Annotated in this window: 14 protein-coding genes; 5 read left to right on the forward strand and 9 right to left on the reverse strand. The window is 67.3% G+C overall.

Going from position 1 to position 23681, the window contains the following annotated elements:
- Positions 1-77: 77 nt before the first annotated feature.
- The 4 genes from wecC (at position 78) to V6K52_RS19795 (ending at position 9621) form a co-directional block, all read left to right on the forward strand.
- Positions 78-1325 carry a UDP-N-acetyl-D-mannosamine dehydrogenase gene (wecC, locus tag V6K52_RS19780; RefSeq protein ID WP_353951822.1) on the forward strand — a complete coding sequence of 416 codons (1248 nt, stop codon included), beginning with the start codon at positions 78-80 and terminating at the stop codon, positions 1323-1325.
- Positions 1326-1443: 118 nt separating this feature from the next.
- Entirely contained in the window at positions 1444-5976 is a 4533-nt protein-coding gene (locus V6K52_RS19785; RefSeq protein ID WP_353951823.1) for a glycosyltransferase, read from the forward strand.
- A 106-nt stretch (positions 5977-6082) separates the two neighbouring features.
- Positions 6083-7906, forward strand: a complete 1824-nt coding sequence (locus V6K52_RS19790; protein ID WP_353951824.1) for a hypothetical protein — start codon at positions 6083-6085, stop codon at positions 7904-7906.
- Positions 7903-9621, forward strand: coding sequence for a DUF6270 domain-containing protein (locus V6K52_RS19795; RefSeq protein WP_353951825.1), 1719 nt, complete (start codon positions 7903-7905; stop codon positions 9619-9621). The genes V6K52_RS19790 and V6K52_RS19795 overlap by 4 nt, the downstream gene beginning before the upstream one ends.
- Before the next feature lie 24 nt (positions 9622-9645).
- On the opposite strand, the gene V6K52_RS19800 is transcribed toward V6K52_RS19795, so the two are convergent.
- From V6K52_RS19800 to V6K52_RS19840, 9 genes are all read right to left on the reverse strand, one after another.
- A complete protein-coding gene (locus V6K52_RS19800; RefSeq protein WP_353951826.1) occupies positions 9646-11433 on the reverse strand; it encodes a heparinase II/III family protein in 1788 nt (595 codons plus the stop codon).
- On the reverse strand, positions 11430-13202 hold the full coding sequence (locus tag V6K52_RS19805; RefSeq protein ID WP_353951827.1) for a DUF6270 domain-containing protein: 1773 nt from the start codon (positions 13200-13202) through the stop codon (positions 11430-11432). Before V6K52_RS19805 ends, V6K52_RS19800 begins: the two co-directional genes overlap by 4 nt.
- A gap of 10 nt (positions 13203-13212) precedes the next feature.
- Positions 13213-16272 carry a hypothetical protein gene (locus tag V6K52_RS19810; protein ID WP_353951828.1) on the reverse strand — a complete coding sequence of 1020 codons (3060 nt, stop codon included), beginning with the start codon at positions 16270-16272 and terminating at the stop codon, positions 13213-13215.
- Between the two features lie 9 nt (positions 16273-16281).
- Positions 16282-17430: a UDP-N-acetylglucosamine 2-epimerase (non-hydrolyzing) gene (gene wecB, locus V6K52_RS19815; RefSeq protein WP_353951829.1), complete on the reverse strand. Its 1149-nt coding sequence runs from the start codon at positions 17428-17430 to the stop codon at positions 16282-16284.
- A gap of 8 nt (positions 17431-17438) precedes the next feature.
- Positions 17439-18365, reverse strand: coding sequence for an ABC transporter ATP-binding protein (locus V6K52_RS19820; RefSeq protein ID WP_353951830.1), 927 nt, complete (start codon positions 18363-18365; stop codon positions 17439-17441).
- The gene (locus V6K52_RS19825) at positions 18358-19239 is read right to left on the reverse strand and encodes an ABC transporter permease (RefSeq protein ID WP_353951831.1); all 882 of its coding nucleotides are present in this window, start codon (positions 19237-19239) and stop codon (positions 18358-18360) included. The genes V6K52_RS19820 and V6K52_RS19825 overlap by 8 nt, the downstream gene beginning before the upstream one ends.
- Positions 19236-20996 carry a glycosyltransferase family 4 protein gene (locus V6K52_RS19830; protein ID WP_353951832.1) on the reverse strand — a complete coding sequence of 587 codons (1761 nt, stop codon included), beginning with the start codon at positions 20994-20996 and terminating at the stop codon, positions 19236-19238. The genes V6K52_RS19825 and V6K52_RS19830 overlap by 4 nt, the downstream gene beginning before the upstream one ends.
- 19 nt (positions 20997-21015) lie before the next feature.
- Entirely contained in the window at positions 21016-22275 is a 1260-nt protein-coding gene (locus V6K52_RS19835; RefSeq protein ID WP_353951833.1) for a glycosyltransferase family 4 protein, read from the reverse strand.
- 129 nt (positions 22276-22404) lie between these two features.
- Complete coding sequence (locus V6K52_RS19840) at positions 22405-23196, reverse strand: hypothetical protein (protein WP_353951834.1); 792 nt, start codon at positions 23194-23196, stop codon at positions 22405-22407.
- 259 nt (positions 23197-23455) lie between these two features.
- Between V6K52_RS19840 and V6K52_RS19845 the strand changes: the two genes are divergently transcribed.
- Positions 23456-23671, forward strand: a complete 216-nt coding sequence (locus V6K52_RS19845) for a biotin/lipoyl-binding carrier protein (protein WP_353951835.1) — start codon at positions 23456-23458, stop codon at positions 23669-23671.
- Positions 23672-23681: the final 10 nt, after the last annotated feature.

The raw sequence follows: 23681 nt of genomic DNA on the forward strand, positions 1-23681 counted from the left end.
GATCCGTGTCGTAAGCAGACGGGTCCGTTATTGGGTAGATTCAGAACGACACAACTTTCACGCAGACAGGTACCCCAGTGGTTCACACATCTACTGTCGCCGTCATCGGCCTCGGTTACATCGGACTCCCGACCGCGGCCATCTTGGCCAGCAACGGGGTCAAGGTCATTGGGGTTGACGTGAGTGATTTGCATGTCGATGCAGTGAATCGCGGAGAGGTGCCGTTCATCGAGCCGGACCTCGCCATACACGTTGCCGGTGCCGTGAGCCAGGGGATGCTCTCCGCGCAGAAGAACACGCCACAGGCGAGCACGTACATCGTCGCCGTGCCCACGCCGTTCAAGGATGGCTACGCAGCAGACCTCAGCTACATCGAGGCCGCCACCGACGCGATCATCCCGCAACTGCGCGGCGGTGAGCTCATTATCCTCGAGTCCACATCACCCCCCGGCGCGACCGAGCACATGGCCAAGCGCGTCCTCGATGCGCGGACTGATCTGTCACTCGACGGATCGGAGGATCGCCCCATAGTTCACTTCGCCCACTGCCCGGAACGTGTCCTCCCGGGCCGGGTCATGATCGAGCTAGTCACCAACGACCGCATCATCGGGGGGCTGACCACCGCCGCCGCTGAGCAGGCTCGTGACCTCTACCAAGTGTTCTGCGGAGCAGAACTGCACCTCACCGATGCCACCACCGCCGAGATGGCCAAACTCACCGAGAACTCCTTCCGCGACGTCAACATCGCCTTCGCCAACGAGCTCTCAGTGATTGCTGACAAACTCGGAATCGACGTCTTTGAGCTCATCGAGCTCTCCAACAAGCACCCGCGCGTCAACATCCTTCAGCCTGGCCCTGGTGTCGGCGGCCATTGCATCGCGGTCGACCCATGGTTCATCGTGAGCGCCGTCCCCGACGAGGCCCGGCTCATCCGCACCGCACGCGAGGTGAACGACAACAAGCCTGAGGTCGTTCTCGGCAAGGTCAAGGAGCGCGCCGACCGGTTCAAGAACCCAGTCATCGCGACGCTCGGTCTGGCCTTCAAGCCGGACATCGACGACCTGCGCGAGTCACCGGCCCTCATGATCACCAAGAAGCTCGCCGAGCGTCACCCCGAGGCGACCATTTTGGCTGTAGAACCCAACATCGCCGAGCTCCCGGACTCCTTGGCGTCCTTGGACAACGTCACCTTGACAGACACGGAAGATGCCATCTCGAGGGCCGATATTGTCGTTCTCCTTGTCGATCACAAGGAATTCAAGAACACCGACCGGGCACTCCTCATCGAGAAAGCCGTGATCGACACCCGCGGCGTGTGGCGCTGACGCGCGGCGCAACTGGTTCTGCCCTTGGCCTGCGCGTTTGAGGCTCGGGGGACTCGAGTGGTGACCCTTAGGATGCTGAGGTACCTCCGTCGCCCACCTGCAGAACTTAGGGAAATACGTGCACGCCGACGAACGCCGCGATCAAACCCAGCTTGATCGGCACCTCTTGTCGGAGTTCATCGGCGACCCAGAAGGACTCCAGCAGCGCTACGAAGGGCTCCGGGCCCGAGATATCGCCTCCAGAGCCAAGCTCAAGGACGCTGAGAAGCAGGCCAAGGAACTGAAGCAGCTGCGCACGCAGAATAAGGATCTGACTCGCAGGCTCGGCAGTGCGCACGGAGCTCTCGATGCCTATCGCGCAGAGAGTGCTCGCCTCAAGAGCGATCTCAAAAGGCTGCGCGCCGGCAGGGCCTATCGCCTGGGACGAGCCCTCACCCACCCCATGACCGTCGTCCGAAGGACGGGACAGAAGCCGGCGCCGGCTGCCCCACTCCAGTTGGAGGCTGCACCGCACAAGGCGCCGGCCACTGCGGCCGCCGTGACCACTCCAGGGGCGACGCCACCCGCTGCCGGGACCACGCCGCATACCGGATCCCCCCTGCCCGAGCGGCCCCTGAGCGAGTACTCCTACGAGGAGCTCGTTGAACGCTTTCACGACGACCGCACCCCCATCCGCCTGGGGCACGTGCTGAGCCGCGCCTGGTATCAGCGCGGGCTCGTCACCGAGCCCGCCGACCTCCTGCGTGAGCACCCAGAGGTGACCAGCGCGCTCACGGGAAACCCTGCCGAGCTGGCCGAACGCATCCTCGGCACCGACCGGGTCGCTCACGAAGGCATCTCCATCCCTCCGCGAGCGCCGGGAGCCGCCTACCTCCCTGAGCCGGACCGCGTCATGTATTGCGCGCACTCCACCCCGGCCTACAACACCAACGGCTACTCGACCCGCACCAAGGGCGTCGCGTCTGGCCTGCGTCTGGCCGGCGCCGACGTCGTCGTCGTGGGTCGTGCAGGATACCCGTGGGACTCCAAGTCCGATGTGAATTCCCGGGCCAAGCACCGCCACGCCGTCGAGGTCGACGGTGTCGACTACGTCCACCTCCCTGGCAACCCCCTCTCGAGCACGCCGGTTGACCGCTACATCCTCGAGTGCGCCGACGCGTTCGTCCGTGAAGCGCGGCTCCAGCGCCCGAGCGTCATCCACGCTGCGTCGAACTTCCGCGTGGGTCTCGCCGCCCTCATCGCCGCTCGTCGTCTCGGCATCCCCTTCGTCTATGAGGTTCGCGGGCTGTGGGAGATCACCGAAGCCTCCGACAAGCCCGGGTGGGATGAGACGGAGCGTTTCGCCCTGCAGTCCAGCCTTGAGACGTTGGTGAGCAGTGAGGCCGACGCCGTCCTGGCGATCACCGCTCAGACGCGCGACGAGCTCGTGCGGCGCGGCGTCCCTGCCGAGCGCATCACCGTCGCACCCAACGCGGTGACACCGCGTGAGTTCCTCCCGCTGCCGCGCGACAGCGCGTACGCCGCGATGAAACGAGTCCGCACGGACGTCCCGGTCATCGGCTTCGCCGGGAGCATGGTCCCCTACGAGGGCCTCCAGACCCTCGTCGACGCAGCCACACTGTTGCGTGACGCGGACATCGAGTTCCAGGTCGTCGTGGCCGGATCCGGTTCTGCCGCAAGCACGCTCGCAGACCAGGTCAGTGAGCTTGACCTCGGCGACCTTGTCCGTTTCATCGGGCGCGTGCCCAGCGACGAGATGCCGCGCCTTCTCAGTCTTTTTGACATCATGCCGTGCCCGCGCCTGTCGCTGCCCGTCACCGAGATGGTCTCGCCTCTCAAACCGCTCGAGGCCATGAGCAGCGCCAAGTCCGTCGTCCTCTCCGACGTCGCTCCCCACCGCGACATCGCCGGGCCGCACGAGTCCCGGGCACTGCTGTTCCGCGCCGGGGATGCCCAAGACCTCGCTGACACACTTCGGCGACTCATCGAGGATCCCGATCTGCGGGCCAACCTCGGCCGCGCCGGCCGCCTGTGGTGCCTCGACGAGCGCACCTGGGAGGGGCTGGCTCAATCCATCCGCGCTACCCACCGCGACGCCACTGCACTGCATCGTGACCTCGCCGGCACCGGTCGCGAGCTGAGCAGTCTGCGGGTTGGCCTGGTCGCCGATGAGTTCACCACGGAGACCCTGTCGGCTTCGGTCCGGGTGGTCCCACTGGACCGCGAACACTGGGACGAGCAACTCGCCAGCCTTGATCTGGTCTTCATCGAGTCCGCGTGGAAGGGCAACGACGGCACCTGGCACCGCGGCGTCGGGCGGTATTCCGATGAGGAACACGCGGACATCTGTGGCCTCCTCAATCGGGCTCGCGAACTGGGCATCCCGTCGGTCTTCTGGAACAAGGAGGACCCGGTCCACTTCGACCGGTTCGTGGCCACAGCCTCCTTGTGCGATCACGTCTTCACCACGGACGGCAACAGGGTGCTGCCCTACCTCGCCGCCGGGGTCGGCACGGTGCGCACGGCCTCCTCGCTGCCTTTCTATGCGCAACCCAAGATCCACAACCCGCTGCCGGGCGCACGTGGTTATGAGCCCACCGTCGCCTACGCCGGAACCTTCTATGGCGAGCGCTACGCCAAGCGCTCGGCTGAGCTGACCCGACTCCTCGAGTCCGCCCGCCCCTTCGGTGTGGCGATCTATGACCGCCAAGCCGACATCCCCGACTCGCCGTACCACTTCCCGCCCGCCTTTCGGTCGAGCGTGCGCGGCTCACTGCCCTATGCCGAGGTCATCGACTCCTACAAGAGCCACCTCGCCAACCTCAACGTGAACTCGGTGGACGGCTCCCCGTCCATGTTCTCGCGACGTGTGGTCGAAGTTGCCGCGTGCGGCGGTGTCGTTCTCTCCGGGCCAGGCCGGGGCATCGACGAGACGTTCGGCACGGCCATCCCCACGAGCAACGATCCGTTGATGTGGCGCGCCCTGCTGCGGGCCTGGTCCACCGACCCGCAGGCACGTCTCGCCGAGGCCTGGCTCCAGATGCGCGCCGTCCTGCGCTCGCACACCGTGAACAATGCGCTGACGATCGTCGCTCGCACCGCCGGACTTCGCGTTGCAGCACCCGAACGGCCCACGTATGCCGTGGCGCTCGATTCGAGCGCACCGGACGTCGTCCTTGGGTTGGCCCGCCAGTCGGTGCCCCCGGCCGAGGTGTTCCTTTCCACGGGGGGCGATACCAACAACTTTGATGCGGTGTCCAAAACTTTCAACAGCGCAGTGACGAGTGTGCGCACCTGGGATGGGAACGGCATACCGGCAACGACGGCGACGTGGGTCGGTCGCCTCGGTGAGGCCGTGTCGCGCACCCACTTCGAAGACCTCCTGCACGCACAGGCCTACGGTCCGTGGGAACGCATCGACAGCCGCAGCGAGGTCGACCTCAAACCGGGTCGCCCCATCGCGGAGCCAGTGTCGACGACCGGGACGACCACCGGACTCGTGTCCTCGGCGGCAGGGTGGGCCCACGGCGATCTCGACAGTGCCTTGCTCGCCGACGGGTATGCCGGAGTGAGCCTGCTCGTCCCGCACGTGACCCCGCTGGTGGACGCGAGGATCGACAACCTCGACGTACAAGCGGCCTCCCCCACCGCGTCCATGGCCGACCGCCGCGTGCTCGTGGCCGGTCACGACCTCAAGTTCGCCACCTCCCTCATCACGGAATTGCGGGCACAGGGTGCGGAGGTCCTGCTCGACGAGTGGCAGAGCCACACCGCTCACGACGAGCAGCGTTCACTCAAGCTGCTTGACGAGGCCGACATCATCTTGTGCGAATGGGGGCTCGGCAACGCCGTCTGGTACTCGCATCACGTCACCCCCGAACAGCGGCTGGTCGTCCGCGTGCATCTCCAGGAGCTCTCCCTCCCCTATTTGGCCCGCATCCTGCATACCAACGTTGCCGCCTACGTGTTCGTCGGCGAGCTCGTGAGGCAGGCAGCGATCCACAGCCATGGTGTTCCCGCCGACAAGAGCCTGGTGATCCCCAACCTTGTGGACACCGACGGCCTCGACCTGCCCAAGACCGCGGACGCCGCCACGAACATCGGCTTCGTCGGCACCGTCCCCGCGCGAAAGCGACTGGATCTGGCACTTGACGTCATCGAAGGTCTTGCTGACTTGGGGCGGCCGCATTCACTGCGCATCAAGGGCAAGGGCCCCGAGGCGTACCCCTGGATGAGCAGCCGACCGGAGGAAATGGCTTGGTACGACGCGCAATACGCGCGCATCGCGTCGCTGAACGCTTCCAGACCCGGCACCGTGTCCTTCGACGGTCACGGCAACGACATGGCTGAGTGGTACCGCAACATTGGTGTGGCCCTGTCGGTCAGTGACTTCGAGTCATTCCACCTGACCATCGCGGATGGCGCCGCCAGTCGAGCCATGCCCGTCGTTCTCGGTTGGGATGGGGCAGACCTTGTCTATCCACGTGAATGGATCGGCGCCTCGGTCACTGACCTGGTGGCCCGGATTGTGTCTGAGGAGCGCGACCCAGAGGGGTACCGCTCCGAAAGCGTCGCCCGCTTCGAAGAGACCGCCGTGCTCGGACGTCTTGTGCAGCTGCTCAATCCGGAGGGAACCCCTCATGTTCGATGAAGTCGACGTCGTGGTCCACAGCGGCTGTGTCCCCCGTCCACCGGAGAACGCGCACGTCGTCGCCCAGAGAAGAGGCTGAGTCGTGCGACTCGTTTTCGCTGCCCGAATGAAGAACCATGTGGCCAGGGGTGACATGGGCCCGCTCAAGCGGGTGATGTCGCGTGCCGTCATCGCGCTCGACACGGTGACTCCGTGGCCGTCAGAACACACCATCGTGGACCTGCGCTGGACGCCAAATCCTGGCCGCGTCGGGATCCTGATGCGCAGCAACGAGCCCGAGTCCACGGAGACCCGGCTCGGATGGATCGGCAACAAAGCTCGCGCCTGGGCGTGGACTGGGGTCCTCGGGGAGGACCTGTTGCCCCTGCTGCGTGGGGGCGACCACACCAAGCCGCTCGTGGCCGACGCCGTTGACGACGGGATCGGCAGCTTCGCCATGGTGGGCGCGACACCCGACTCCCTTCGCGTCTTCACGAACGTGCACCGATCGGAGGCGATGTACTACACCGAAGTCGACGACGTCGTCCTGTTCAGCAACTCGGCGGCGGCGCTCAACCTCGTGCGGCACGATTCGGCGACTCCTGTCTACAGCCCGCTCGGCCTCGCCGGAGCCATCGTCCATGGTCTGCCCGTGACCAGCTCAACCGTCTTCGCGGACGTGCAGATCGCGCCTCCTGGCTCCCGAATTGTGTCCGACTCCACGCACGACCTGCGCGTCGAGGACCGATACGTGTGGCAGGCCGACGCGGACGCAAGCTTCGACGAGGTGGCCTCAGCCATCGCCGACAGCCTCGTCACCTACGCCAAGACGCTCGCCGGGGGCGCCGAAAAGGTCATCGCGGCCATCACCGGAGGCAAGGACAGCCGCCTCGTCGTCTCGGCACTGACTGCGGCTGGGGTTCCCTTCCTGGCCTACACCAATGGGCTTGACGAGAGCGGCGAGGTGCACGTCGGCAGGCAGGTGGCCGCCCTGATCGGCGCGGAGCACCGAACCAACCGACCCGCCATGACGACGGCACCTTCCGGCAAGTCCTTCGTTGCGGCGCAGCCCGAACTCCAGGCGTGGATGACCCTGCGTTCGACCGGCGGCCTCGGGAACGCCTTCACGACACTGCCCGACCCCGCCAAGGCGCACGTGCTCATCACCAAGTCGGTCAATCTCGGCGGCCAAGGAGGCGAGATCATCCGCGGTGGCTGGGCCCGGTCGTTGGCCGCCAACGACCACGGCCGGGACAGTGCGCTCCAGTTGATCCGCAAGTCATGGTTCAACAATGGCGACCTGCTCTCGCCCCTGGCGCGCGAGGCGATGCACCTCGATCTCGCGGGAAGCCTGGCACGGATCGGCGACGCACCGGTCCGCGGGATGCTCGACGCCTATGTGCGCAACCGAACCGGCCGCTGGCTGGCGACCATGCGGCACGGCGAGTCCGTTGTCGCGCCGCACGCGACGCTGCTGATCAACAACCGGATGGTGCGGCGAATCCTCGCTGCACCCGATGAGACCCTCATCGAAGAGCGTCTGGCTCACCGGGTGATGAACACGATCGTCCCGGGAATTGCGGACCTGCCCTTCTTCCGCGACCGGTGGACCTTCGAGGCCAAAGGCCCCAGCACCTTCCACGACCCGGAGGGCTGGGCTGGACGGAACCCCTACACCGCCACCGACGTGCCGCGGGCGAACTTCAACTGGCGGGTGGCCTACACGCCAGCGCTCGCCGACTACTTCACGTCGTACGTGCTCGACAACGACTCCAGCCTTCTGTTTGACGTGCTCGACCGAAAGGCCGTCGAGAAGATGCTCAGTGGCAGCCGCTACCGCGCCCCGGCTGCCTGGGCACTGTTCTCGGCTCAGTACACGTTGAACAATGGATGGCTGGGTGGCCGCCCCGAGTCACCCGACACCATCCAGATCGAGGTTCCTCAGGCATGACGGCCAGCACTTCGGGCAAGGAGCCGGGCGAGATCCGCACCTTCATCTACGGCAGTTGCGTCTCGCGAGACACGTTCGAGTTCCTGCCAGAGGGATACCGGTTGCTCACCTATGTCGCAAGGCAGTCCGCGATCAGCGCGAACGCGCCTGCCACCGGGGTCTTGGGCCGGATGAAAGAGCTCCCGTCGGCCTTCCAGAACCGAATGGTCAGCGGCGACGTGCGCGGCGATCTGCCAACAGTGCTCGAACGCCACGTCGCCGATATCGATGTGTTGCTCATCGACCTCATCGACGAGCGAGGTGGTGTCATACCGCTTGGCGGCGGCTACGTGACCAAGTTGTCCGAGATGTGGGGCGCGGGCGGGCGCGAGATCTCCGCTGGCGTGCCGCTGCTGGCGTTCGGGAGCGACGAGCATTTCCGTGCGTGGAGTGGGGCTTTCGAGATCCGCGTCGAGCAACTGGAACGCCTGGGGCTCAAGGGCAAGACGGTGGTGCTGAGGACGCCGTGGGCCAAGCTGGCGCCTGACGGCACTCCGATCCCGATCCCCGAGTGGATGACTGATCCCGACACCGCGAATGCGCTCTACGTGCGCTACTTCCAGCGGGTCGAAGCCCTCGGCCTGGCCGTCATCGACCTGCCGGACGAACTGGCGAGGTCGCCGCTCGACCACCGCTGGGGCCCGAGCCCCTTCCACTACACCGAGCACGCGTACCAGTACCTCGCGAGCCGGATCGCGGCCTTCGCGGCGGGTGGTGCCGGCGCGCTCGAAGACCCGGCTGCGGCCTCCGACTCAACGATTCTCGACAAGGTCGCCTTCACTGACGTGCCCCGGCGTGACGCCAGCAGCTGGGGGGAGCCCCAGGTCTTCGCCTCGCTGCTGGATCTGACGAGGGCAGAGTTGCGGGACGGGCTCGTGACCCTGGCCACCCCTGAGGCGCCCGTGGACCTGCTGATCGAGAACAACCACGCCTCAACGACGATCGTGAGTTTGCACGCCGCCTTGGGCCAGAAGCCGATGGACCTGCCGATCTTCACCGGCCGTTCGGTCACCGAAGGCCTCGACGTCAATCGGATCTTCATCTCGGACGCGAGCCTCTGCCTCGACCCCGAGCTCAAGTTGGCGTGGTATCTCGGCAGCTCGACACTCGATCTCACGCAGGTGCTCCACGACGCCATTGCTGCGGTCCAGACTCAGTTCGGCGCGCATCACCTGGTTTTCTTCGGCATGTCCGGAGGCGGATTCGCGTCGCTCAACTTGTCGCACACCTTCCCGGGGTCGTTGGCGGTTCCGGTCAACGCCCAGACCCGGGTTGCCGACTACCACCCGCCGGCCTGGCAGGCCTTCACGGCTGCGTGCTTCGGCACGGAGGGCGAAGATGAGGCTCTCGAGGTCCTGGCCAACCACCCTCGGGCCGATCTGCGTGCGGTTTACGCCGCGGGTTTCGCGAATCACGTCGTTTACCTGCAGAACTCGCAGGATGCCCACGTGACGACCCAGCTCAGCCCCTGGCTCGAAGCACTCCCCCACCGCAACGGCGTGCACCTGCTCCTCCAGCCCTGGGGGCGGGGGCACGTGCCTCCGTCGGCTCGCGAACTCCGCACCCTCATGCAGGCCGTCGCGCCGGTGAACGGCAACTGGGACGCGCTGGCCCGACGTTGGGGCGCGGCGCCGGGCGTCGGAGCCGACCCACGTCTGCCCCTTGCGAGCGGCTGATCACCCCACCGGGGTTCAGAGGGCTCAGGGAGGGCCGACGCCGAAGCTGTCGGTGCCCAGCCTGACCAGGGCGTCGGGAGACGAGCCGCGACTGTCCCTCGAGAACCACCCGGGTCCCACCGCCACGCTCCGCACCGGCTGTCCCGGCCGTGTCCACGACACGACGTGGGCAGCCGTGCCGGCTACGTTGTCGTGCAGTGTCACCTCCGGTGCAGAGTCCGCTCCGGAGAAGTCGATGAGGGTCTGTAGGCGCAGTCGATTTCCGGTTTTGGCCATCAGCACCGTTCGCGTGGGGGTCTTCTCACGCCACCGGTACGAGGTCCAGCCCTGCCACGGGTCGGTTCTTCCCTTGACGACGGAGACCTCAGGGGCCTCACCCACGGGCGCGAACCAGGTCTTCGTCGTCGCCTGGGCAGAAAGCACCACCGCACCCTCCTTGCGGTGACCCGCAGACGGCTCCAGGTGCCACACTTGCGCGGCCGTGACCGGATCCTCCGCGGTGACGTCGTCGATGACGACGATGGCCTCCAGGTCCCACAGGACGAGGACACGTCGGCGGATCTCCACACCGGCGTAGCCACGGTCGAGCAGCTCGAAGTCCTCGCCGCCCTCCCGGATCTCACTCCGGGTCAAGGTGACCTCGGCCGTGCGGTCGTATTCGACGCCGTCGACCACCACGGAGTTGTGAGCCGCCCGCGAGAGCACATGGGCGCGGAACGGGTCGACGGCGTCGTAGGCGTACTTGCCGCCATCGACAAGCACCGGCGCGCCGCGGTGGAACAACGTCAGCGAACCCCCGTCCACGTGGCCGTGAATCCGGTTCTGGGGCCCGAACCTCAGCGAGTAGAAGGTGTGCTCGGAAAAGGGCCGATCGTCGTCGCCCCAGCCGCTGCGTCCGAAGACGTAGCCGGACGCGTACGTCTTGACGCGTTCCGGCGGAGGAGCACCTTCCCGGCCGCCGGAGGCGACGAACTCGACGGCAGGATGGGGGATGCCCCGGAGTGAGAAGACCTCGGTGTCACCGATCAGTTCATACGTGCCGTCGGGGCGGGTCGCATGAGCCAACGCCAGTGGCGCGCGCTCGATCCTGCGGAACTCGGCCGGCGCCGCTCCCCGCACCAACTCCACGCGTCGCTTGGTCAGGCTCCACCAGCTGTAGTTGATCTGGTGGTACTGGACGGCCCCTTCTTCGTTGATGCCCTCCTCGTCGTACGAGGTTTTGAGCATCGCGGTCATCCTCTCGACGGCGAGGTCGACCCACTCCTCGTGCTCAAGGACGGCGCCGATGACGAGCAGGCCCTGGTGCTGTTGCAGCGCGTGGTTTCCCTTGCGGACGTGTTTGGGGTCCTCGAGCCACCGGCCGTGCTCCTCGATCGACCTGAGCACCACCGTGAGGGCCTCGGGCCGATGCTCGGTGAGCATCGGCAGGCCGAAGCACATGATCATGGCGCGGACCGCCTCGACCATGTCACCCCAGGAGTAGGTCGCGCGACCGCGGCCTGGCGGGTTGGCCTCGATCCACGAGGTGACGGTGGCGACCCACAGGTCGACCCCCGACGGGTCTCCTGCATCTGCGCGACGGCGCAGCGGATCCAACCAGCGCAGCATGTGCAGCTGGGCCACCCAGTTGACCTCACGAAACGGGTTCTCGTTCCACTTCGGCGACTCGGGGAGGCGCCACAGCCTGTGCGGCTTGAGGGTCAGCTCACCACGCAACAGGGCGGCGGCCTCGGCGTGGTCGGTCGAGAGCGGCGAGAAGTGGGATCCGATCGCCTGACTGCGCGCGGCGAGCTCGGAGTAGGAGAAGGTCAAGACGTCGAGCCTCTCGAAAGCGGGGTGCCGGACGTGATCGGGTCTTCAGCGACGAGGGCGTCCCTGACCTTGGTGAAGGCGTCGTCCTGAAGCCGGTACACGGGACCGGCGAAGGTGGTCAACAGCCAGTCGTTGTAGGCCGTCACGACCTCCGACAACCCGGCCGGCGAGGGGGGCGGGGTGTCGAGCAGGACAGCATTGACGTGCGGCCCGAAGCTGTTCTCGAGCCTCGGCAGGGTGTCGGTGAAGAGCTCCCGGAGCCGCTCGAGAGACGCGCCGGCGATGACGTCCCGCATGCCCATCACGTGGAAGACTTCCGTCGCCGGGGTGGCTACGGCGAAGTGCTCCCACTGGCTCTGGTAGTCCGCCCAGAGGGCCAGACCCGTGCCGGGGAACACGGAATGCACCGGAACGGCACGCATTTCACGCGCCAGCCGACTGAGCGCTGAGTCACCCAGCTCTGCTGCGGTCGCGGCGGATAGGCATCGCTCGTCACCCCAGGCGACGACGACGGGAACGGCGTCGCACGTCTCGACCTCGACCGCCCACGACAGCGGCACATAGCGCGAGGCAGTGAGGCCCGTAGCTTCGGGACGGTCCGCCGTCGAAGGGTCGGGGCCGCGGTAGGCGTCCGCGAGCGTGACGACTGTCCGTCGGCCCGGATCAGCACTCCACCCCAGGGACACCATCCAATCGCCGTCTCCGATCGGGTCGTCGAACCATGGGGTCACGAGGCCTCGTTTCCCCCCCGGCAATCGTCGTCTGCCCATGCGGCGGCTCGGTGCAGCGTCGAACGCACCCGGCGAGCTCGCACGGCCCACCCACATCCCCGAAATCTCGACCCTGCCCGGAGCCAGACGCCCGGTTCGCTCGTCGAGGTTCGTGACCCGGAGGCGCCAGCGGGTGACGTCAGCGCGGAGGTGCAGCGGGAGACGGACGGTGCCAGCGGTCGCCGGGTTGCGGATGCCCGCCACCGGCAGGCTGAGAGGCACGCGGATGTACTGCTGGTCGACCCAGTCCCCGTCCTCGGAGGGCTCATCGAGACCGACCACCCGGCGCAGTTCGGCGAGCAACCAGGCGTACGCCTCGGGGACGAAGTGGTATGGCGAGAGACCCCATCGGTGGTCCGCGTCACCGAGGGCAAGCTCCGGCGGGAGCTCGACCACAGGCAGTCCGAGTTCCCGGAGGAAGGCGTAGTAAGGACGAAAGGCGTCGTCCCACTCCGCAGCGCTGCGCTGCATGTAGGGCGGCACACTGACGCCGTCACGGGTCCGGCTCGCGAACGGAACGCGCAGGACCACCGAGCGGTCGCGCAGCCCTGCCGCCTCCAGCCGGGCGAGCACGGCTCGGGCGGCGTCCTTCCAGCGGCGGAAGTGCTCTGGCGTGCCGAGCTCCACATCGTCGGACACCGGGCGCAGCAGGTCCTTGACCCCGGACTCCTTGAGCTCCTGCGAATCGGTGGCGAACGCACCCTCCGCCAGGGGCACGACGCCGAGGCGCTCGTCGACGAGGTCGATGACAAGGACGTCGAGATCCGGGGCGTGGTCCTCCAGCAGGTCGAGTGCCTCGGACCTGAGGTCGGCCACGACCATCCGGCGCTGGAACGCCGAGGGCAGGTCGACAGTCTCGGGAACCTCGGTCGGCGGGGAAGCGGCACTGATCAGCGACTGCCGGGCCACATAGAAAGCCACCGTGCACTCCCGGTGCAGCTCGGCCATGTCACGGCTGACGCAACTCCCGAGGATGCCGAGTCGCAGGGGAGTGGCCATATCGACCACTTTACTGACCGCTCGCGGAGCCCCGTCCACTCGCCTGCGGGGCTGCGCGTACCAAGGCGGAGCCGAGGGGGTAGTAGAGCGCGTCGCCCAGAACCGTCACCTTGTTGGGTGCCACGCCCTTCGCCTGCACCGTCGTGACGGTGAGGGAGCCGGGGTCGACCAGGTGGAGTGAGCCGCGCGATGCGACGTAGAGCAGACCGTCCACCTCGACCACCTGAGCCACCGACCACGTGACCGTGTCCGGTTGCACATCGGTCGTCAGGTGGAGCTGCCTGATCCGCGTGCCGGTAGCACGGTCCAACTCGAAGAGGGTCCCACCCGAGACACCCCACAACCGACCGGACGAGGTGATCGTCAGCGCACTGATCGACTGGGCACGCTCCACGGGGTGGGTCTGCCAGAGCACGCGCCTCGACCTGGTGTCGTACGCGAAGACGGTCGCGTTGTCAGCCGTCGGCGTGGTCCCGAGTCCACCCCACCGGGATGTGCCCACGAAGGCGATGCCGTCGCGACCCGCGATGCTGACCACGCTCTCGTTCGGGACCGGGGAACGCATCGACACCGGCGTGGAGTCCGGTCCATCGATCCAGCCGAAAGCGCCTCCGAGCGTGCCGTACGAGGGCACCGTCCCGAAGTACGTCCGGGCACCGTCGACGGCCCACGCCTGAGGGCGGTCCTGCCGGAAGCTCGGACCCAGCGATCCGATCTGGACGGGGTTGGTGTCGGGCACCCACGGCCCGGCAGTGTCGTACTTGAGGATGCGGGCACCGGTGTAACTGCCGAGGTAGAGCTGGGAGCCGTTGGCGATCATCCCCTCGATCTCACCGAAGACCCTGGGTGACTGGTCGTCGGTCGAGGGGTAGCGCAGGGCAACCTCGCCATCGGGCCTGAAGGCCACGAAGCTCGGACCACCAAAGCCCCCGACGTAGAGGAGACCATCGCTGCCCGCTGCGAGCGATTTGATGTGCAGGGCCGACGGTTTGAACCCCAGTTGGAAGTTCTGATGCAGCGCGGCCGGGAGCGGCTTTCCAGGCCCGGGGGCGCGCAGGGCAGAGAGGTTGACCGCGCCAGCCCGGAGTCCGCCGTCGTGGGTGATGAGCCACGCGCCCGGCACCCCGCCGATGGTCGTCCCGACCACGAGGGAGTTGCGTCCCGGCGGCAGGGAGGTCGTCGCGATCGCGGTGACCTTGCGTGAGGCCGGCCCGGAACCGGCCACCTTCCAGATCCTCTGGTCCCGCACGTAGTAGAACGACTCGCCGGGCGGAGCGGCGCTCGGCACCTGGGCACGGGAGACGTCCGCCGGCCCGTCGAGGGTGACCCAAGCCTTCGTCGTGAGGTCGTAGAGGCCGTACACGTCGCCGGTGAACCGCGCAAAGAGGAACCTGCCCCGCCGGTCGAGTTGCTTGACGAAACCCTTGGCGATGCTTGTCGGCGGCTGGATCGAAACGGGCGGGCCGGTGCCGGTTCTCGGGAGCATGACGATGTGCGGTCGGCTTGGGCCCGTGCCCACAAAGATGTGCTTGTCGTCCACCGCCAACCCCCGCGCGTATGCCGCGCTGGGGTCGACCCGTCCGCGCAGGGTGAACTTCGCGGTCGCCGGGTCGAAGCTCCACAGCTCGGCCCGCGGGTAGCTCGCCCCCCACACCACGCCGTCGTCGTCGGTATCGAGGTCCCACACGAGGGTGGCATCGGGCGTGGCGCGGCCCAGGTCGTTCATGGACCGGCTCAGTGCGTCGTATCTCCACACGTGCCCGTTGCCGCCCCCGACGTAGACAGTGACACCGCGACCATCGGCGGTGCGCCCCTTCGTCAGGGCCCAGCCGTTGGTCAACCCGGGAAGCTCGGTGCGGTGCAGGAGCGCACCGGACTGCAGGTCGGCAACCTGGAAGGTGGCCGGTTCTCCCGATACGACCGTGACGAGCTGAGGACGCCCCGTCACGGTGATCACGTCGGACGTCGTGGTGGTCAGGAAGCCATCGAGTTGCGCGACGGTCTTGGTCCGGAGATTGGGAGGCGTGCGCGGCTTCACCGGGGTGATCGTGAAGTCGTCCCATCGGCTCACGGATGGCTCGTCCCCGAACGGGGCCACGGTCATCGTCGCTGACGTCGCCGTGCCGGGAGCGGAGGCGTCGAAGCTGGCCCTCGACCACTCTCCGGTGGGGGCGCTGACGTTGTGAGGGCTCGACCGCACCAGCCGCCCCTGGGTGTCGAACCAGTCGATGTTCAACCGAGAGACACCCCTCACAGGCCGCACCCAGGCCGAGAAGTTGTGTGTGACGTCGGGGAACACCGGGACGCGGGCACTGGTGGCGGCACTCTCCTGGGAGTTCCTGCCGGAGATCTCGATGGCGGCAGTGCCGGTGTGGGCGTCTGGCGACAGCCGCACGCGGTCCCCCTGCATCGACCGAACAGTCCAGTCGTCGACGGCGTTTCCTCTGTTCCCCTCGAACCCGCTGCCCGGCACGTCTGTCGAGAGCAACCTCACCTCGTCCCACTTGACGGCGCTGGTCCGGTCGTCCGCGATGATGAGAACGGTGGCGGTGACTGCCTCTGCCGGGGCGGCGGCTTGTGCGGTGACCCTGGACCAGGCGCTGCTCGTCCCTGTGGCGGCGCTGACCTGAGCGATCCGACGCCCCGATGCCTCCTCAAACGCGAGCACGAGGCGCTGCTGGCCCGCCACCGGCTGCGCGAAGGCGGCCACGTGATAGGTCTGGCCGGCCGCGACGGGCAGCCGTGACCGCGAGATCCTCACGTCACCCGAACCACTCGAGTCACGGGTGTCGAGCACGAGCGCGGAACGGCCCGAGTACGGCCGTTTGTCCGTCAGGGTCGCGGCACTGCCGCCATCGACGGATGCCTGCCAGCCTTCGGTAGCGAGGTCAGATGAGTCGAAGGCGCCCACCATGGTCACCGGCCCCTGCGTCGGTGCCTTCGTCGCAGGGTCATCCCCACCGGACATCACTGCGACAGCCAAGGCCGTCGCAGCAACGAGGGCGAGAGCAAGCCCACCGCCCAGCCATGGACGTCGATGCGCGGAGCGCAGACGGTCTCGAAACGGCACCGAGTTTACCTACTTGGGGGCGAAGTCAGGGAGTCGTTCGCCGAGCCCAAAGAGGTGAGCAATGGCTGCCACTGAGCGACCTGCCGCCTCTCCATCGCCGTAGGGATTCACGGCGTTCGACATCTCCGTGTATGCCGTGGGGTCGTCGATGAGTCGAGAGACCTCGGTGACGATGCGCTCCTCTTCGGTGCCGATGAGCTTGACCGTCCCGGCGTCCACTGCCTCGGGCCGCTCGGTGTTCTCGCGCATGACGAGGACTGGCTTGCCGAGCGAAGGCGCCTCCTCCTGCACCCCGCCCGAGTCGGTGAGGACGATCGTCGCGGACTTCATGAGCCGGGTGAACTCGCCATAGGCCAAGGGCTCGGTCACCAGCACGTTGGACAGTCCTTCGATGTGTGGCAGCACTGCTTCACGCACGATCGGGTTGCGGTGGACCGGCAGCACGAGCAGGTGGTCGGGGTAGGTCGTGGCGAGTCGCTTGAGTGCACGGCCGACACCCTCCATCGCGCCGCCCCAGTTCTCGCGACGGTGAGTCGTCACGAGGATGATCGGCTGACCCGCACGCTCGGCCGCAAGCAAACGCTCATCAGCGAAGGGGATGTCCTGCTCGACCGTGTGCAGCAGGGCGTCGATGACGGTGTTGCCCGTGACCGCGATGGTCGATGGGTCGATGGCCTCGCGGACGAGGTTGTCGAACGACGTCGAGGTTGGCGCGAGGTGCAGCGCCGCAATCTGACTCGTGATCTTGCGGTTGGCCTCCTCGGGGAACGGCGAGTTGATGTCACCGCTGCGCAGGCCGGCCTCGACATGGATCACCGGGATGCGCCGATAGAAGGCCGCGATGGATGCGGCGGCAACGGTCGAGGTGTCCCCCTGCACGACGACCGCATCGGGCGCGACCGACTCGAGCACCGGGTCAAGCCGGTCGAAGACCTTGGCCATGAGCCCGTTGAGGGTCTGGCCGTGGGCGAAGACATCGAGGTCGTGGTCAGGCACGATGCCGAAGATCTCGTTGACCTGGTCGAGCATCTCGCGGTGCTGACCCGTGACGACGGTGACCGACTCGAGGTCCGGATGTGCCTCGATGGCCCGGATGACCGGTGCCACCTTGATGGCCTCGGGTCGAGTGCCATAGATGGTCATGATGCGTCGGGTCATGAAAGCTCTCAGCTCGGGTAGGTATGTCGGGCGATGTGGCGGTCAGTCGTGGAGTCTTCGGGGTGAACCACGGTCGCGCGCAACGTCGCACGGGCATCCTCGAGGAGCCCCTCGGCCTTCTCAACCTCGCCCTTGGCGAGGTTCCAGGCCCACCAACGGTAGGCCCGGGCGGTCTCGTATGCCGGACCGTCGAGGATCATTTCGCCCTGATGCAGCCAGATGGCCCGCGTGCACATCTCTTCGATGGTCTGCGCGGTGTGCGAGACGAGGAAGACCGTGCCGGCGTCCCGCCGGATCTGCGCCATGCGCTCCTCGCTGCGCTCCTTCGAGGCCGCGTCACCAGTGGCAAGGGCTTCGTCGATGAGGAGAATCTCGGGCCTGTCGGCAGCGGAGATCGCGAAACGCAGCCGGGCAGCCATGCCTGACGAGTACGTCTTCATCGGACGGTGGACAGCCACGCCGATTCCCGCGAGTTTGAGCACGTCCGGGATGGCCTCCCGCACCTGACGGGGGCTCTTGCCCATGGCGAGGAGGCCCAGTCGCACGTTCTCCATCCCGGACAGTTCGGGCAGGAGCGCCGCATTGACCCCGAGGAACGCGGGAGTCGCCGTCGCCAACACTTCGCCTGACGTGGGGGTCTCCAGCCCGGCCATGACCCGCAGGAGGGTGCTCTTGCCGGAGCCGTTGTGCCCGACGACGCCGACGGACTCCCCTGCCCGCGCGACGAACGAGACGTCGTTGACTGCCCGGACCGTGACGATGCGGTTCCAGCCCAGTCGCCGAGCCACGCGCTGACGGCGCGAGGTGGGGCCGAACTGGAGCTCAGAGCTCGACACACGATAGTGAACGGATAGGCGACGCACGCTGACCGTCGGTTCACCCAGGGGCACCTCGATGCCCTTCTTGGGAGCGGTGTCCTGCGTCGACTCACTCACGACCGTAGGCCTCCTCTCCATGCCAGAAGTAGATGAAGCCAAACAGCGGAGTCACGATCGCCCAAGCACCCAGGGTGAACCACAGCGTGAGGTCGGGCATCCGTGCATAGAGCAGGAGGTCACGAGAGATCTCGAGCAGGCAATACACCGGATTGACCTGCACCACCGCGAGCGCAATGGGGTGGTCGATGAACCGCTCCACGGAGAACATGACTCCGGAGCCGTACATCCAGAACCGGGAGAAGAAGCCCAGCACAAGACGAAGGTCAGGGATCGCGCTGGCGAGCCGCGCGGCATACAGGGTCAGACCCGTGTTGAAGAGCGCCTGGAGCAGGAAGACCACCGGGAAGAGCAGCCAGTAGATCGACACAGTGGCATGAGGCGGGATGAGGAGGATCATCGCGAACATCGTGAAGAGGACCGGAAGCATCGACATGGTCTCGCGCACCACCAGAGCGAGCGGGATGGCTGCTCGAGGGAACGAGAAGGCGCGAATGATGTTCTTGCCGGCCGACATCGCGCCAGCCCCCCCGGTCAGCGACTTCGAGCTGAACGAGAACATGAAGACACCAATGATGAGGAAGCCGATGTAGTTCTCGACACCGCCGGACGCCTTGAGGAGCACCCCGAAGATGAGGAAATAGGTGATGCCGTCGAGGATCGGTCTTCCCACGAGCCAGAACCGGCCGAGCAACGTGTCCCGGTTGCCGGAGAATGCCCTCGCCCGCGAGTCCGCCCAGATGAAGTGCCGACGTCCCCACAACTGCCGCACATACGAACCCAATGGGGGCCGACGACCGACCGGGGACAACCTGCTGATGTCGACGCGCTCGACCATGGGACCACCCGTCACCGTGTGCCGTCGGTCGCTCACGTCGCCCCCTCCAGAGAGTCATAGATGGTCTCGTATCGACCGGCCATGGCCCGCCACGTCCGGGTTGCTGCGAACTCCCGACCACGCGCACCCAAGGAACGTCGCAGGTCTTCGTCGTCGGACAGTTCACGAATTCTATCCGCCAGCGACGAGGGGTCGTCCGACGCCGCCAGCAGTCCGGACCCCGGTCCCTCGACGATCTCGGCCAGGGCGGGCAGGTCACTGGCGATGACAGGTCGGCTCACCGCCATCGCCTCGATCGGTTTGAGGGGCGTCACCGTCCGAGTCACGTCCGAGTCGCGCCGCGGGACCGTGAAAATGTCGAGCGCCCGGTGCCAGTCGGGGGCCTGTGATGGCGGCACCCGACCCGGGAGGATCACGAAGCCCGTGAGGCCCAGGGACGCAACGAGCTCTTGGAGCGCAGGCCGAGCAGTCCCATCGCCCACGATGGCGCAGCGGATGTCACGACCAGCACCCCGGAGCTCGGCGACCGCGTGCACGAGATGATCGAGACCCTCGTAGTCGACGACAGAGGTGACCGTTCCGACCCAGAGCCCCTCCTCAGGGAGGCCGAGCCGCGCTCGAGCCTCGCGCGGTGAACAGTCTTGCAACGGATCGAGCAGCGCGTCATCAACGGCATTGGGCACGACCGTCACACGTCCTGAGGGCAGGCCCCGGGACACCAGGTCATCCCGCATCACGTCGGAGAGCACCACAACGTGATCGGCAGCCAGCACCAGCTCTGTCTCTCTGGCATGCCAGAGCGTGTAGCGCTCGCTGGCCGCAGCCTCCTGCCGCTGGTGAGCCGGCCGTGACGCAACCCAGGTCTTCTCGAGTTGCCCACGCGTCTCATAGACCCACGGACGACCGGTGGCTTCGGCAACTGCACGGGTGATCAACGCGTTGGGGTAGTGGGTGGTCGTGTGGAGCACATCCGGGCCGAACCTATCGACATGAGTTGCCAACAGGTCTGCGGTCTGGGCCAACCGGGCTTCAGGCGTCGCAGCCAGGCGCGACGGAAGAAGGCGCCGATAGGAGACCCCGTCCACGACGTCGGTCTCGCGGGCCGAGACCATCCCGATCGTCACGGGGTAGCCGAGGCGGGTCACTGCCTCCACCGACATCCCGGTTGCCGCCTGCGCTCGGAGGATCGAGTGGGACCTCAGTGCGTATCCGGATTGGGTCCAGGGCAGCGAGTTGGTGAGGAGGTGCATGACCCGATGGCTCCCCTGCAGCCGGCCTGCGAACTGCGGCTGGCTTGCGAAGGCCGGGGTGCGTGAGAGGGCGACGCGGTGACCGGGCTGGAGTATCGCCACCTCGGACGCGAGTCTGGCGCGCTGTCGCCGTGCGGACCGCGTCCCCGACAGTTCAAGGACACCGAGAGCGGCGGTCAGATCACCGCCCTGCCACGCGGCCCGCGCCCGCGCTCCCGCGGGCAGGTCGTCCGGGAGTTCGCCATCGAGCTGGACAGCGAGCTCTGACACCAGTCGGCCTTGGTGTTGGCCATGAGTCTGAGCCTGACCCTGGGCCAACAGTGCACGTGCCTCGTCGGGTCGGTCGGCCAGGAACAGGCCGAGCGCCTGCGGCGCACGCCGGTGTGATCTGCGGCCAGCGGAGGCCAACACGTTGGCGAGCGGGCCGCGCCAACGGTGGGGCAACCGACGCGCGGCCAGCAAGGACAGTCGCACTGGGTCGTCCTCAAGCCCTTGCACGGCCACGGTCGCGACAACTCGGAGGTTGCGCACCACAGTCGACATCTCGGCAAGGCGACCAGCCTCACCCACGAGCGACCACCGAGTGGAGGAGCTCGCGGTAGCCACCGGCGAGCTCAGCCGCGTCGGCATGAAGCTCGGCCCACTCACGCGCGGCGTCCGCGACTTCCAACAGTGACCGGTCTGCGTGCAGGCGCTCCCAGGACGTCGCGAGCTGCTCCACGTCACCCGGCGCGCTCAGCGAACCCGCAGCCGTCTCCTCAACGATCCGCCGAGCCTCGCCCGCCACCACGGCGGACACATGCACGCCGAGCTTCATCGCCTCATAGAGCTTCGACGGTACGGCGAGTTCAAGGGCCTGCCACGGACGCAAGCTCACCAGCACCGTGTCCGACCAGGCGTAGTGCTCACCCATGGAAGAGCGTGGCACCGCGTCGACGAACTCCACCGGCGCCCTCAGCCCGGCAGCGAGTTCCATGAGATGGCGGTGTTCGGCACCATGGCCGACCAGTCGCAGCACGACGTCCGCACCGCGCTCGTGCGCAAGGGCTGCAGCCCGCACCGCCGTCCCGAGCCCGTGTGAGCGCCCCATGGTCCCGGCATACAGCACGTGGAGAGCAGCACTCTTGTCCCGCCGTAACTGGTGCCTTGGGTAGCCGGGCACGGCGTGGGCGGCATTGCGGACGACGTGGACAGATCCCATGCCACGCGAGCGCAGAACCTCCGCGAAGGAATCGGTCGTCGTCACGACGGCGTCGGCGCGGCGCTGCTCACGAGTGAGAGCCGAGCCCACGCCACTGAGCGCGCCCCGCACGGCGGAGCGCGCGCGCCCGCGCCCGCGTGAAGGCCCGTGGTTGTCCCATTCATGGGCGACGACAAGCAGGTCGGGCCAGGCGTCACGAAGGTCCAGCACGAGTGGTACACGGAGCGAGCGAGCGACCCAGCCACCCGCCCACGCCATGGGGAGCGACGGCACGGTGGCCACGACGACATCGGGGACCCAATCATCCCCCAGGCCGCGCTTCACAGTCCGCACAGCGTCGCGAGCTGCCACTGCCTCGTCGGCCATGCGCGAACGCACGCTGGCGTCGTAGGGACGGAAGGCAACTCGGTGCACGGTCTCGCCGTGAACTCCCTTGTGGATAGCACCCGCGGCCATGCTTTCCTGACCGGCCAGGAGTTGGCCCAAGGGATAGTGCGGGGCCGGGGCCACCACGTGGAGCGAGTCACCCGCCGCCACGAGATGGCGAACGAACACCGACCAACGGTGCTGGGCCGCGCCCGGCTCGGGGGCGTAATAGTGGCTCAGGAGAAGGATCTTCATTGTCGGATCACTTCCGCTGACCACCCGTGGACCGACCGTGACGCGCTGCACGCAGTCACGGCGCCAGACCGATATCGTCCCCGGGGCACGCAGCCACCCTAACGAACAGGAGCGCCATCCCGTTCCAGGTCATGGGGCGAGCAGGACGACGGCGTTGGTCGTCGAGGTGCAGCGCACCGGCTCCCCGCCGTCGCAGGACAACGAGTACCACTTGCTGGTGACCGGGCTGTAGGCGCGCAGCGTGGTCACGCCGTCGGGAGTCCCCGCCTTGCGGTAGGCCTCGCGCACCGCACCAGCGAACTCGCAGGACGTCCGTTCGGTGGCGGCGTAGGCCGTGGCGACGGCGTCGCTTCCGGTGGTCGAGCATCGTCGAGCGCCAGCCGGGATCGTCGCGCCGGACTCGCTGGGGGTGGTCGTGGGGGTTGGTGCAGCCTGCGTGGATGGGCCTGTCTCGGGTTCGGCCGAGGACTCGGTGGGTGCGTCCTGACCCTCTGTCGCGGAGGTCGGACTCACGGACGCCGCGGTTGCAGTCAGCGCGGGGGCATCGGAGCCGAGGATGCGGGTCAGCGCAAACGTGCCGATGATCGCCAGGGCGACGAAGGTCGCGACCATCGCGAGGATGGTGCCGCGGGAGTGTCCCGAGGTGTTGGGCGAGGCTGCCTCGTCCTGCTGGACTGGCTGGACTGGCTGGACCGGGTGGGCCGGTGGTGATGCGGGAGGCTGCGGCAACCGCGGAAGGACCGCGGTCTCGGACAGATCCGGATCTGGAACAATTTCAGGGGACCGCGACAGATCGCGGGGAGCCGCGGGGGGCAGGTCGGTGCCGACACCGAGGACCGAGCCGAGCTCGACGCGCGCGCCACACCGCAGGCAGTAGACGGCGTCGCGTGGCAGGTCGACTCCGCAGGAGCGGCAGTCCATGGTGAGTCCTTCAGGCAGGGGTGGCACCTCGCGGTACCCGATCCAGCCGTCCACAGTATCGGCGACGCGGGCACGTGACGAACTGCCGGACGAGCCCTGAGACGGGGGCGGACGGCATCCGCCCGTTCATGTGCCGGGTATGCCGTCCGCCCCCGTGTGCGATCGTCTCTCGTCCGCAGGCGTGGCGGCGCGTGATGAAATGCCGCGCCGTTGAGGTCGAACCGCGGGTTACCGACGCGTAGTGGATACGGTCGCGGGTATGCCGCACCACGTCGTGTCCGACCTCGTCGCCAATGTCCTCTCCATCGCCGTCCACCCGGGCGACACCGTCGAGGTGGGCGCCGAGATCGCGCTGCTCGAGTCGATGAAGATGGAGATCCCCGTCCTCACCGAGCAGGCCGGCACCGTCGGCGAGGTCAAGGTCGAGGTCGGTGATGTCGTCCAGGAGGGCGACATCCTCGCCATCATCGAGTGACGCGGGCCGA

This window comes from Knoellia sp. S7-12, from assembly GCF_040518285.1.
Lineage (GTDB): Bacteria > Actinomycetota > Actinomycetes > Actinomycetales > Dermatophilaceae > Knoellia.